Annotated in this window: 9 protein-coding genes; 3 read left to right on the top strand and 6 right to left on the bottom strand. The window is 45.5% G+C overall.

Features of this window, described 5'->3' with window-relative positions; genetic code table 11:
• Positions 1-273 precede the first annotated feature (273 nt).
• From QWZ07_RS19360 to QWZ07_RS19350, 3 genes are all read left to right on the top strand, one after another.
• Positions 274-1287 (top strand): Fe(3+) ABC transporter substrate-binding protein, encoded by a 1014-nt coding sequence (locus QWZ07_RS19360; RefSeq protein ID WP_017106911.1) that lies wholly within the window; start codon positions 274-276, stop codon positions 1285-1287.
• A gap of 246 nt (positions 1288-1533) precedes the next feature.
• On the top strand, positions 1534-3159 hold the full coding sequence (locus QWZ07_RS19355; protein ID WP_192852292.1) for an ABC transporter permease: 1626 nt from the start codon (positions 1534-1536) through the stop codon (positions 3157-3159).
• The gene (locus QWZ07_RS19350) at positions 3159-4187 is read left to right on the top strand and encodes an ABC transporter ATP-binding protein (protein WP_017108735.1); all 1029 of its coding nucleotides are present in this window, start codon (positions 3159-3161) and stop codon (positions 4185-4187) included. Before QWZ07_RS19355 ends, QWZ07_RS19350 begins: the two co-directional genes overlap by 1 nt.
• A 136-nt stretch (positions 4188-4323) precedes the next feature.
• Here QWZ07_RS19350 and QWZ07_RS19345 read toward each other — a convergent pair whose 3' ends face one another.
• From QWZ07_RS19345 to QWZ07_RS19320, 6 genes are all read right to left on the bottom strand, one after another.
• Entirely contained in the window at positions 4324-5736 is a 1413-nt protein-coding gene (locus QWZ07_RS19345) for a phosphoglucomutase/phosphomannomutase family protein (protein WP_017108736.1), read from the bottom strand.
• A 74-nt stretch (positions 5737-5810) separates the two neighbouring features.
• Positions 5811-8216 carry a glycoside hydrolase family 94 protein gene (locus tag QWZ07_RS19340; RefSeq protein ID WP_192852291.1) on the bottom strand — a complete coding sequence of 802 codons (2406 nt, stop codon included), beginning with the start codon at positions 8214-8216 and terminating at the stop codon, positions 5811-5813.
• 128 nt (positions 8217-8344) lie between these two features.
• Positions 8345-10291, bottom strand: a complete 1947-nt coding sequence (locus tag QWZ07_RS19335; RefSeq protein ID WP_192852290.1) for a beta-N-acetylhexosaminidase — start codon at positions 10289-10291, stop codon at positions 8345-8347.
• Between the two features lie 12 nt (positions 10292-10303).
• Positions 10304-11188, bottom strand: a complete 885-nt coding sequence (locus tag QWZ07_RS19330) for a glucosamine kinase nucleotide-binding domain-containing protein (protein ID WP_192852289.1) — start codon at positions 11186-11188, stop codon at positions 10304-10306.
• 2 nt (positions 11189-11190) lie between these two features.
• Positions 11191-12912, bottom strand: coding sequence for a glycoside hydrolase family 9 protein (locus tag QWZ07_RS19325; RefSeq protein WP_192852288.1), 1722 nt, complete (start codon positions 12910-12912; stop codon positions 11191-11193).
• Between the two features lie 97 nt (positions 12913-13009).
• Positions 13010-14005 carry an ABC transporter ATP-binding protein gene (locus QWZ07_RS19320; protein ID WP_017108741.1) on the bottom strand — a complete coding sequence of 332 codons (996 nt, stop codon included), beginning with the start codon at positions 14003-14005 and terminating at the stop codon, positions 13010-13012.
• Positions 14006-14033: the final 28 nt, after the last annotated feature.

The following is a 14033-nucleotide window of genomic DNA, read 5'->3' as shown; positions in this document are numbered from 1 at the left end:
ATGGGTTAGGCAGTACAAAGAAAACCCTGCAACGAACCGTTGTGGGGTTTTGTTGTCTTTGGGGCTGAACATTGTAAGCGAGCTTGTCGTGGTTACAGGAGCTATGTGAAAGCCTGATGATGTGCATAATTACTGAAATGCTTTGTTACAAAAGTGAGAGTTTAAATGGTCTGAGTAGACGGATTTTTTGTCGGTCGTCATTGTAATTATGTTAATGATGAATATAATAACGCAACTGATAGACATTATCATTTCGATATAAAGGATTTTAAAATGAAGAAACTGCTAACACTTTCAGCTCTAGCGTGTGGCGTAATTGCCCCAACAGCAATGGCTGCGGAAGAAGTAAATGTATACTCTTACCGCCAACCTTTCCTTGTTGAGCCAATGTTCAAAGAGTTCACGAAAGAGACTGGTATTAAAGTAAACGTTAAGTTTGCTAAAAAAGGTTTAGCAGAGAAGTTAGCTCAAGAGGGTGAATACAGCCCTGCTGATGTTGTCTTAACTGTCGATATCAGCCGTTTATCTGAGCTAACTAAACAAGGTCTAGTTCAATCAGTTGAAAGCGATGTACTTGAAAAGAACATCCCTGCTCAGTACCAAGATACTGCTAACGAGTGGTTTGCTCTAACAACTCGTACACGTAGCGTTTATTCTTCACGTGACCGTGTTGGTCGTCTAGGTGAAGAGTTCACTTACGAAGATCTAACTAAGCCTGAATTTAAAGGCAAAATCTGTACTCGTAGCGGTAAGCACCCATACAATGTTTCTCTTGTTTCTTCGATGATTGCTCACAAAGGTGAAGCTGAAACGAAAGAGTGGCTAGAAGGCGTAAAAGCAAACCTAGCACGTAAGCCTCAAGGTAACGATCGCGCACAAGTTAAAGCAATTAAAGAAGGTCTATGTGATGTTGCTCTTGGTAACAGCTACTACCTAGGCAAAATGATTAATGATAAAGAGCAAAAAGCTTGGGCTGACTCTGTTTACATTAACTTCCCTAACCAAGAGACAACCGGTACTCACGTAAACATCTCTGGTATGGCGATGGCTAAATACTCTCCAAACGAAGAGAATGCCGTTAAGCTGATGGAATTCCTATCTGGTAACACTGCTCAAAGCATGTACGCAGAAGTGAACTACGAATACCCAGTGAAAGCAGATGTTAAGCCTTCTGAGCTTGTTGCTTCATGGGGTGAGTTCAAAGCAGATACTATTTCTTTAGATGAAATTGCAAACCACCACGCGGCTGCAATCAAGCTATTAGATGAAGTTAAGTTCGATCTATAATTTATTATTGTAGGCTTCGGCCAGCATAAAATTACAACCTCAAGTTGCTACTTTTTGGCCACTTGGGGTTGTTTGTTTTTGGGAAATCACTTTTTGATACAAAGCTCTCTGTTGATCCCTTGAGTTATGTGCATCTCACCTTGAAGTCATTAGAGTATATGGGTATAAATAACCCCACCATTAAAAGGACATGAGATGTATTTGCAAATGCATATGTATTTCATTAAGCCTCGTTGTAGTTAGGCGATGAAAGAAAAGAATTATTTATGGAACACCAGTAGCGGCATAATCGCTGTACTACTCGTTTTACCAATCTTAGCGATATTCACGACTGCTGTTGGAGAAACCGATGAGCTATTTTCTCATCTGATGTCCACAGTAATGCCCACCTATGCCTACAATACGGTGGTTTTAGTCATAGGAACCATGTTCCTGTCTTTAATTTTTGGTATTCCATCTGCATGGATCATGGCAATGTGCCGTGTCCCTGGAGAGCGTGTTTTGCAATGGGCGCTCGTGCTGCCATTAGCAATGCCTGGCTATATCGTGGGTTATATCTTTACCGACTGGTTTGACTTTGCTGGCCCTGTTCAAATTCTCTTGCGAGATCTAACGGGCTGGGGGCCTGGTGAGTATTGGTTCCCCGATATTAGAACCTTGTCCGGTGCCATTATTGTTCTGTCTCTCGTTCTTTACCCTTATATTTATTTGCTCTGCCGTGCGGCATTCATGGAGCAAAACGTATCCCTATTACAATCCGCTCGCTTGTTAAAGTGCTCTCCTTGGGAAAGTTTTCGTCGTATTTCATTACCGCTTGTGCGCCCTTCGATGGCGGTAGGTTTGTCTCTTGTTGCGATGGAAACCATCGGTGACTTCGGTACCGTGAGTTACTTTGCTGTAAACACATTAACGACCGCGGTTTACGACACTTGGTTAGGCTATTCGAGCTTAACAGCCGCAGCAAAAATATCGGCAATCATGCTGGTTATCGTCATTCTATTGTTGAGCACCGAGCGATACAGCCGTCGTAAGCAGAAGTTATTTCAGAATCAGTTCAGTAGCCGTGAAGACTTTCGTTACGAGCTAATTGGTTGGAAGAAGTGGTTGGCACTATTTTGGTGTTGGGGATTGGTGTGTATTGCGTTCTTATTCCCTCTCGCGCAGTTGATCATATATGCCTACAAGTATTTTGCCCAAAGCTGGACCCCAGAGTTCAGAGAGTATGCGCTTAATAGCCTTTATGTCTCTGTTGTTGCGGCGATTATTGGTGTGCTCGTTGCGTTGATTGTTAATTTTAATCAACGTGTTAGCCCTAGTAAGAAAAACTTAGCTTACATGAGATTCGCATCCATGGGCTATGCGGTTCCTGGAACCGTGTTGGCGATAGGTGTCATGGTGCCAGTACTGTTCATGGACCACTTAGTTAATGACATAGCGAAAGCGATGGAGTGGGGCCGACCTGGTTTGATCTTCTCTGGTTCTATGTTTGCGTTGATATTTGCCATGGTGGTGCGTTTTTCTGCTGTTGCTATTGGTAGTATCGAAAGTAGCTTAAGTAAGGTGTCACCTTCATTGGATATGGCATCTAAAACAATGGGTTGTAATACCAATCAGATGTTACGTCGTGTGCATCTCCCTCTGATTAAGCGTGGTGCACTGATTGCAGGCTTATTGGTGTTTATCGAATCAATGAAAGAGTTGAATGCGGCATTGCTGCTGCGTCCTTTCAATTTCGAAACGCTCGCGACTTATGTTTATAACTATGCGTCAGATGAGCACCTTGAATTAGCAGCCATGCCTGCTGTGTTGTTAGTCTTGGTGGGTTTAATTCCGCTGATCATCGTAAACCGTTCCTTGGAGCAGAAACACTAATGAGTTGTGCATTATCAATTAAAGATCTGACTTGTAAGTACGAGTCCCAAACTATTTTGGAATCTCTTTCTTTAGAAGTTGAGCATGGTGAAATTGTTTGTCTGCTTGGTGCCAGTGGTTGTGGTAAGACGACGCTGCTTAAAGCGATTGCTGGCCTGCTTCCATTAAGCAGTGGTGTCATGAGCCTGAACTGCCAAGTGATTGATGACGCTGCGAATTGGTTACCACCAGAGCAGCGCAACATTGGTATGATCTTCCAAGACTATGCTCTGTTTCCACACCTTACTGTGAATCAGAACGTGGCATTTGGTCTGCGTGATATGTCTGAGCAAGATAAGGCTGCGAAAGTTAAAGAGATGCTTGAGCTTGTTCATCTTGACCAGTTTGGCGATCGTTATCCTCATCAGCTATCTGGTGGACAACAACAACGTGTCGCGATTGCGCGCTCGTTGGCATATAAGCCAGACCTGCTGCTATTGGATGAACCGTTTTCTAACATTGATACCCAAGTGCGTCATGAGTTGATTTCTCAGATTCGTAAAATCTTTAAGAAGCAGGGTGTGACGGCTATTTTTGTGACTCACAGTCGTGAAGAGGCGTTTGCCTTTGCTGACAAGATGGCAGTAATGAATCATGGTGTCATCGAACAATACGGCTCGGCGTCAGAATTGTACTTCCACCCATCAAGCAAGTTTGTTGCAGACTTCTTAGGCGGCGGTAGTTATTTAGGTGCACAACGTATTTCTGAACATGAGTTTGAGACAAGCTTAGGTTTGATTGAAGCGAAAGCGCAGACTCAGATCGAAATTGGTGCTGAATGTGCGTTGTTGTTAAGGCCTCAGCACATTGTGGCGAGCCACGATGTCGACAGTAATCTTTCGGTGTTAGAACAGCAGTTTATGGGTGACCACTGTCGTTACGTGATTGAAGCTAATGGCCAGAAATTATTAGCAACGTCTTCAGAAGCACTTGAGTTCGGTATGCCGGTAACGGTGAAAGTCGACACCAAAGGCGTATTGGCTTTCTAACAAAGTCTAGCGAGAAGTTACAGCGACAAAAAAGCCCAGCACTTTAATCAAGTACTGGGCAAGAGTTCTTCACTTATAGGCGTTAACAAGGCAGTGATTTGTTAAATCCTATACAAAACTGCTGCACTCTATAAGCCTATAGAGAGAGGAAGTCTTTCACTTTTTGAAGAACATGTTCTGCAGTGTCTTTATCTTCCATTTCTGCGAAGATTCGTAGTAACGGCTCTGTTCCTGAGAAGCGAGCAATGACCCAGCCGCCATTCTTGAAGTACACCTTAGCGCCATCTTCATAGCTGACTTTTTCAATTTCGTATTCAAATTCAGGCAGTTGTTTCTCCACGTAGATTTTGGTGTAGAGCGCTTCTTTCTCTGAAGGTTTGAATTTGCAATCCCCTTCCGCCGTATACGCATAACCATACTTAGAGTAGATTTCATCAAGCAACTCAGAGAGTTTCTTACCTGTCACACTGATCATCTCAACCAATAAGCTTGATGCGAATACGCCATCCTTACCTTTGATGTGACCACGAATGGTTAAACCACCCGAACTTTCGCCACCAATCAGTGAGTCGTCGGCTTCCATTTGAGAACTGATATGCTTAAAGCCTACAGGAACCTCAAAGCTCTTTTCACCATGATCCGCAGCGACTTTATCAAGCAGGTGTGTGGTTGCGATATTACGAACGACAGAGCCTTTCCAACCTTTGTATTCCAGTAGGTAGTAGTAAAGCAGCAGTAGCACTTCGTTAGGATGAATGAAGTGACCTTTTTCATCGATGATGCCTAAGCGGTCGGCATCGCCATCAGTACCAATACCAATGTCGTAACCTTCAGCCGCAACTAAGTGCTTCAAGCGATACAGCGTTGCTGCACTTGGAGAAGGCATCAAGCCGCCGAAGTCTGGGTTTTTACCATCATTGATTACATCAACATCACAGCGAGCGCTGATTAACACGGTTTGCAGTGCGTTTTTCGCTACACCAAACATTGGGTCGATCAGGACACGTAAGTTGGCTTGTTTAATCGATTCAATATCAATCGCGTTGATGATCGAGTCAACAAAGGCGTTCATCGGATTGATGATTTCAATTTCTTTGTCGTTCAATGCTTGTTCAAAATCGACTCTGACGACATCTTCACTGGTTAGGGTCGAAATTTGTTGTTCGATCTTTTCTGTGATGATCTCGTCAGCATCACGGCCACCTTCAATGAAGATCTTAATACCGTTATAGTCTGCTGGGTTGTGAGAAGCGGTAATACACGCAGAGTAAACACATCCCATTTCCTTCGCTTGGAACATCACGATAGGAGTCGGAACGAACTTGTCGATAAAGCTCACTTTGATGTTGTTGGCGGCCAATACTTCAGCAAACCAGCACGCGGCTTTATCTGAAAGGAAGCGGCGGTCATAGCCGATAACGAAGCCATTTTTCGCTGCATCTTCATTATTGATGATGTTAGAGAGTGCTTGTGCCACTAAGCGGACGTTTTCTCTGGTGAACTCTTCACCAATAAACGCGCGCCAGCCGCCAGTACCAAATTTAATCATTAGAAAATCCTTTTAGTCTCACTATCTCAAGCCAGTAAAGGCTTGAGATAGGAGCTGTTCATCAAATTAAGTGATTAGCCGAGTACAACGATAACTTCGTTCACGCTGCCTTCTGCTTGTACTGGGATTGCGCCTTCAATCTGTTCACCGTTAATCGTGATAGAGGCAACGCCCTTACTTACTGAATTCGGGTTTTGAACTGTGATGTTGTAAGTCGCACCGCGCCATTGACGAGTTACCTCGAATTCTGGCCAATCAGTTGGGATACAAGGATCTACGGTTAAGCCTTCGAAGCCTGTGCGAACACCAAGAATGAAGTTGGTTACCGCAAAGTAAGCCCAACCCGACGTACCTGTTAACCAAGGGTGGTTTGCACGGCCGTGGTCTTGGTGGTCTTTACCCATGATGAATTGCACGTACGAGTATGGTTCTGCGTAGCGCGTTTCAATCATGTCGTTTTGGTTGTATGGGTTTAGTGCGTCGTAGAATTTCATCGCACGGTCACCACGGCCTAACTTCGCTTCTGCTACCCAAGCCCATGGGTTCGGGTGAGAGAAGATAGCACCGTTCTCTTTAACGCCTTGGTAAACGCGAGTCACAAAGCCGATATCGTCATTTGGTGTAGCAAATGATGGAGAGTTTAGGTGTAAGCCGTATTCAGAGAACAGGTTCTCATCAACTGCGTCCATCGCTTTCTCGCCACGCTCTTGAGATACCGCGCCAGATAGAACCGCTAGCGTGTTTGACTCAAGGTGTACACGACCTTCAGTTTGTTGAGCGGTACCGATCTTATCGCCATTTTTAGTCAGACCACGGATGTACCAACCACCCTCGTCATCCCATAGGTGTGTTTCACACGCTTCGCGAACGTTAGCTGCCATTTCTGTGTATTTAGCGATATCAGCATCGTTATTACGGAACTTAGCAAGATCTAGGAATTCTTGTAGCGCCCAGAAGTGTAGGAATGAAACCATTGAAGATTCACCGCCACCTAGGTTCAAACAGTCATTCCAGTCAGCACGTAGACCTTTACAGATACCGGTTTGACCTACGTACTCAGCAGAGAAGTTCAGTGCGGCTTTCATGTGTTCGTAAACGGTCGCTTCGCCGCCGTCTGCGTATGGAATCACTTCGTCAAAGAAATCGTGTTCACCCGTTTCCATCACGTACTTGATGATGGTTGGGACGATCCACAAGTGATCATCAGAACAGGTATCGTCAATGCCGTGGATCTTGTCGTCGTCTGAAGGCGTTGGAACAACCGTTGGTGATTTTGAAGGCTCAACGTCTGCTTTCTCTGGATCGAACCAGTCAGGATCGAACAAGTGTAGGCCGTAGCCCGCTTTCACTTGGCCACGAAGCAGATCGATAATACGTTTCTTGGTCATTTGTGGGTTGGCATGAGGCACTGAAATCGCATCTTGCGCAGTATCACGGTAACCAAGACCTGTACGACCGCCAACTTCAATGAAGGATGCAAAGCGCGACCAAACTACACAGGTTTCCGCTTGGTATAGTGTCCACGTGTTGATCATGGTGTCTAAGCCTTCGTTTGGCGACTTAACTTGGAATTTGTTGCAACGCTCGTCCCAGTGATCTTTGATGCCTTGGAAAGCCGAATCTACGTTGGCTGTGTCTTGGTATTTCTCACGTAGGCGCTCACCGTTGCCTTTGCCGATACCTAGTACGTACGCAAAGCGAACCTCTTCACCCGGTTGAATTGTAAATTGCTTATGCAGAGAACCACAGTGGTTGTAACAGGTTTGAGCGCTGTTAGAACACTTGCCATTTTCAACCGCGATTGGGTTTGCTTCGTCACGGTACATGCCAAGGAAGTTGTCACGCTGACCATCGTAGCTGTCTGGCGAGAAGGTAGATGCTAGGTAGTAGAAGCCTTCAAAGTCGTTGGTGTTGTAGTACAAGTCGTATTCCAGAACACCTTCTTGGTAAGATGTACCCGCAGAGTATAGAGACATCTGATGGTTCTGGTTATCTGATTGAATATGACTGAAAGAGAACTCAACAAATGAGAAAGTGCTGATGGTTCTTGGCTTGTCAGTGTTGTTCTTCAGCACGACATCCCAAACTTCCGCATCTTCACCTTTAGGAACGAATAGCGTTTTAGTTGCCGTAATACCGCTGTATTCACATTTGAACTTTGAGTATGACAGACCATGACGAACTTCGTAGTTCGCTTCATCTAGGCTTTTTGCCACTGGCTGCCAAGAGATAGACCAGTAATCACCCGTCTCATCGTCACGCAGGTAAACATAATGTCCTGGACGGTCGAATGTGCCGTTTGGACGGAACTTAGTAACACGGTTGTATTCCGGAGAATTGTAGAACGAGTAACCGCCTGCATTGTGCGAAATCACGGTACAAAACTTTTCAGTACCTAGGTAGTTGGTCCAAGGTGCTGGTACATCAGGGCGAGTGATGACGTATTCGCGATTGTCGTTATCGAAATAGCCGTATTTCATTGTCATTTCCTTTTTAACAAACTGCATCTATGCAGCTAATTTTTAAATAGTGATGCTGAGTCTTATCTGACTGAGCACCTTAATTCGAGTCAGCACCCACTCGATATGAGTGTCGCTTTGGTTTTGTCTTATTGAGCTTTCCAAGGGTTGCGATAATCAACATTGAGTCTGTCGAGTAATGGCAGGTGGCCCTTTAGGCGAGATAGGTAATCTAGCCAGTTTCGGTTGTTTTTATGTGTCCAACATCCTTCAGCTAAAGCGCTAATTCTTGGAAATACCATGTAATCCATACGCTTTTGATTGGTGACGATCTCACACCATAGAGCACACTGAATTCCGCGGATCCGCTTACGAATTGGGTCGGTGTCGGATATCTCAGCAAGCGCTTCGTAGGTATAAGCTTGTTCTAATGGGATAACGGCAGCCCAATCGACGCCCGGTTCTTCCGGTGCATAATCTTGGGTCATGTCGAGATAGGTAAACTGTGCTGGTTGCAGCACTACATCAAAGCCTTGGCGAGCGCAATTCACTGCTGCTTCTTCACTGAGCCACGAGTAGATGATGGTCTCTTTACTGACTTTGTCGCCGTGTTGTGCTTCTTCCCAGCCCACCATGCGCTTGCCTAACTGCTTGAGTTTGTTTTCGGCATAGCGGAATAGGTGACCTTGCAAGTCTTTGCTGTCTTGGTAATGGTGCTCTTTCATCAGTGCTTGAGCAGCAGGGCTGTTAGTCCACACGCCCGGTGGTACTTCATCTGCGCCCATGTGAATCAATTCGCTAGGGAATAGCTCTGCGACTTCTTCAATAACCGCATCTAAGAATTGGTAAGTACCTGGCAAGCCTGGGTTTAGCACGTTGTCGTTGTAGTGCTGAATACTCTTGTATTGAGTGGTGTCGGCTTGCTCTACCAGCATCTCTGGCAGTGACTTAATCGCAGCGCGACAGTGCCCTGGGATATCGATCTCTGGGATCACCGTGATGCTGCGTTGCTCTGCGTATTCAATCACTTCACGAATTTGTTGCTGCGTGTAGAAGCCGCCATAGTTTTCAGCAAGGTGCGTGTATTGTGGCTCTAATGCATGGTCAGGGCCGCGCCAAGCGCCGATTTCAGTCAGCTGAGGCAGGCTCTTAATCTCAATTCTCCAACCCTCATCGTCAGTTAGGTGCCAATGAAATACGTTGAACTTGTAGTGCGCCAATTGGTTGATTAGACGCTTCACTTGCTCTACCGAGTGGAAGTGACGAGCGCAGTCCAACATCATACCGCGGTACTTGAAACGAGGTTGATCGGCGATTTTGCAACATGGTACAGAGAAGCTCTCGGCATCCAGTTGTTGTACCAATTGAATCAAGCTTGCCACGGCGTGTGTGAAGCCAGACTGGCTGCCTGATTCAACCATTATCTGTTGTGCTGTGACGGTGAGCTTGTACTCGGCTTCGTCTAAAGTCGGATTGCTGCGAAATAGAATGTCGCCGCTTTCGCCTTTTGAAAGTTCAGTTGAAGGCTTATTCGAAAGAGATATTTCGAAGGTAGAAAGCAATTCTTGTTGAAGCCAAGACGCTGCTTTATCAGCAAGGTGGGATTGAATCTCAATCTTGGGTTCACAGCTTAGTGCGAAGCTACCTTGCTTGAGTTCGATCTGATTCGGCTGAGGAATCAATGCCACTTCAGCTGCGCTCACTTCAGGAATTTGATTGCGTTCACGATATGGTGAAGCCAGAACAATCGGTGATATTGCGACAGGCAGTACCGACGTTTCTCCTTGGTGATGTGATTGGATAAAGGCATCATTCAAGCCATCCGAATAGAAGCGGAATGGGGCGCTTTGAATACTGAATTCGAGGTAGTAATGGTTATTGGCCTTTAACACCGGCGAACTTGGTTTGAACGAGCAGTAGCTTCCAACTTGAGTCAGTTCACCTTGCGATAGACTCTCAGGAAGGATGAATCGGTCAAAGGCAAAGTGCAGTGACCAATCTTTTACGTCGAGGTCACTTAAGTTATGTACCGTAAGGCCAAATCGGCAGTTATTTTTTTGTTCAGAAAGAACAGCTAAGTCGATGCGATAATTCATATAACTTCCCTGCTAAGCCTGTTGATACAAGTTGTGTTGTGGTTTTCCGGCAAACATCAATGCGCCTTCAATAGCGTCAAATTGAGGTTCAACGATCCATTGTTGTACTGGTGGCGATAGCCAGTTGAGAATACGCTCAGCGATACTTCCCATTAAGCACACCTTGTCAGCGCCTTTTCGATGCAGCGCTAATACAAACATTTCGATATCGGCTGCAGTCTGCTTAAGCATCTCGATAGCCAGTTCATCTCCTTCATTCGCCAATTGAAAAATGACTGGAGAAAATTGACCGTAATCTTTTGGAATTGCCCTTTTCGACCACGCCACAATCGCATCAACATCATTATTGAAATGATTCATAACATGTTGAGTCAGAGGAGTTTTGTTACGAATACCATCTTCAGCGAGTAGAACTTGCTGAATTAAACGAAGGCCCATCACTGCGCCGCCGCCTTGGTCTGAAATTGGGAATTCACGACCGCCAACAACATGTTGCTCGCCATTGTTTAAGTAGATACCGCATGAACCCGTACCCCCGATCATAATTGCACCGTCTTGGCCATTGTGAGCACCAATGCAAGCGCCGTAAGCGTCGGTATTTAGTGTCATGCTTGCGAAAGGATGAGCTTGCGCCATGAAGTCGATCCATGCTGATTTTTGCTCTGCGCCAGCCAGAGCTAACCCAACATGCATGTTTGATAAATGCTTTGAGTCGAGTTGGCTTTGTTGTGCGGCTTTGGTGATGGCATCAATAATAGAGTTCATCGCAACATCAACGCCCAATAGGATGTTGGCACTGCCGCTCTTAGCTTCACCAATCAGTTTGCCTTGGTCATCTCTAATTCGAGCTCGGCAAGAAGTGCCTCCACCATCAATACCTACGTAGTAAAGAGTCATGATTATTGCTCCTTACATTGTGCTAAATGATTGAATTGGGCTGCTGTCGCCAGTAGGTACCACGCGCCATGAGGAATCCATTGTTCGCCCCAACGCCAGTTTTGGAGCATGTCATCTTTTTGCGCTGGTGGATTGAATGCGATGTCTTGTTCATCGTCAAAGCCCGCTGTGATGCCATTGCAGATCCCGCCTTTGGCATTGAAGAAACCAAGCTGTGGTAGGTAGTCTGGGTTGTTATGACCGTGACCATCGAGCATGCACATGTGGTAAGGATTCAATCCTAAAATCCAATCAAGGCTGTTTTGTGAAAGCTGGATTAAGCGCTTTTGAAGATCGGCATCTTGAATGTGTGGTTGAACTAAGTACGCCATGGTCGCAATTGAGCCAAGACGCGCGTTTTCACCTTGCCACCAGTAGCCAGTTTCGTTCTGTTGAGCGACAAAGAAGGCATCGCGCTTATCACCATCGACAGACTTAACGTACTGTCTTGGGTAGCCAAATGGATTGATGGCTTTGTCGGTAATATTGATTTCGAACTGACATGCTTGTTCAACAACGGTGCGAGCTCGTTCTTTCAGCTCTGTATCGGTTTCATTGTCGATGTATTCGCACAGGGCAATTACTGGTAATCCAGCTTCAGCAGCGTGGAAGTATGGGCGAGAGCCATCAGTATTAGCTGACCAAAAGTGCTCAAATGAATCATCTGATTGTTGACGAGAGATTAAACGAGTCGCCCAAGTTCTTGCTTCTGAAAGGTATTGTTCGTCTTGTGTTACTCGGTACAACTCATTGGCTGCGAGTAGGGCGCAATACTCATCGATGATGTTCTCTTCACCATCATTTAGGTATTGCAGGTTGTACTCTTTTAGATGCCAGTAACCTTTCGCGGCTGTATCAAGGTAGGTTTGGCTAGAGTAACTGCCAGAGGTTTCAAGCTCGGAAGCTGCGGCCAGTGCAGCAATAGCAACACCGGCACCTTGTCGATAGCCCGCTTGCAAGTCGGTTGATTTATGACCTTCTTGAGTGGCATAAGCGCAGATATCGCGCTGATTGATATCTTTGCTCCACTTATCGAATACCGTCATATAGAAGTATCCAGCCGCGTCTTGCATGCGCACTAAGAAGTCCGCACCGAATAGGGCTTCTTCCGCCAAACGGGTCATGGAGAATTTAGGGAAATCTGGGTTATTGCAGGTTAAGCGCACGCTTTTTAGCATGTTCCAAACAACCATCGGAATCTGTTGAGGGTTGAGGTAGTTACCATAAGATAGGTGGCTAAAGTACTTACTTACATCACCCGATGCGTCGTACCAACCGCCATGAACATCAACGTATCGGTTGGTACCTAGAATCTGTGCTTGTCGATCTTTTTTGTCGAAAGTACCGCCACAACGTTGTGACTTAAAGTAATGAAGCACATCAGAAAACGTGTGCTTCATTAATAGGTTGCTACCAATCTCAAAGACTTCAGAGCGTAGGTTGTCAAAACGTAGATAGTAGCGACCAGAATCAGTGACTGAACTGAAATCGATAGTGAAGAATTGCCCTTGATGCCAATTTGCTACGCGGCCTTGCTTTACAACATCGAAGTTACCCACGGTAATATGGTTGTCGGCACACACCAAAAGTGCAGTCGTACTTGATAAGCGAGCTTTCTTAGTTTGCAGGATAGCCTGCTTTGGAGCCGTGGATTCGTAGCCAATATGGTTGGTCAATAACAGCATCAATGTTCTCCAAAAGTCCTAGTTTCTTATGGCTAGGTACCTGAAATTTTTTAGGATAAATAGTTAGGGTCCGCAGACCCTAACGGGCATTTATTGCTTAGCTTTCGTGTAGGTAACAACGTACAAAGTGGTTATCTGCGAGTTGAGTGACACCCGGTAATTGCTCTTTACACTTGTCCATTGCGTGAGTACAACGGCCTGCAAATGGGCAACCTGCTGATACTGGTGTCCAAAGAGGGATTTCGCCTTTGTTACCTGCTAGTTGGTCGTGGATAGATTTCTTAGGATCTGGAACCGCAGAAACAAGCAGTTGGGTGTAAGGATGTTGAGGGTTCGCAATCACGTCATCGGTATCGCCCCATTCCACCATATGCCCAACGTACATTACGGAAATATCTTCAGCGATGTAGCGAGCCGTTGCGATATCGTGAGTGATGTAAAGCAGAGACATTTGCTTCTCAAACTTCATCTCTTCCATCAGGTTCAAAACACCAGCACGAATCGATACATCAAGCATCGATGTTGGTTCATCGGCTAATACAACCTCTGCACCTACCGCGATGTTACGGGCTAGGTTGACACGTTGACGTTGACCACCTGAAAGTTGGTGAGGGTATTTTTCTGCTGTTGCTTGCGGCGGTACTAAGCCCACTTGCTCTAGAAGATCGTACACACGTTCCTGTAACTCTTTCTTGTTGCCTGGAGATACTTTTTTGTGGATCAACAATGGGCGAGCAATGTGGTGGAAGATGTTATGTGTCGGGTTCAGGGAACCAAACGGGTCTTGCCATACCATCTGCACGCCTTCACGGTAATGCATAAGATCTTTTCTGCTTGAGATCTCTTGGATATCACGACCTTTGTATTCGATCGTGCCGCCCGAAGGCGCGTACATTTTTGCGATCATTTTTGCTGTTGTTGATTTGCCTGAACCAGACTCACCAACCACAGCTAGACCACGGCTTTTGTACATCTTGAATGATACGTCGTTAATCGCGCGCATCATTGGGGTTTGAATGGTGGTACTGCTTATTGGGAAGTCTTTTACAACATTCTTGCCTTCTACCAATAATTGACCGAAATCTTTGCTCATAATTGTCTCCAGAATCCTTATTCGCTTT

Origin of the sequence: Vibrio lentus (assembly GCF_030409755.1) — a bacterium.
In the GTDB taxonomy this organism is placed as follows: domain Bacteria; phylum Pseudomonadota; class Gammaproteobacteria; order Enterobacterales; family Vibrionaceae; genus Vibrio; species Vibrio lentus.
This window is presented reverse-complemented; position numbering and strand designations above follow the sequence as displayed.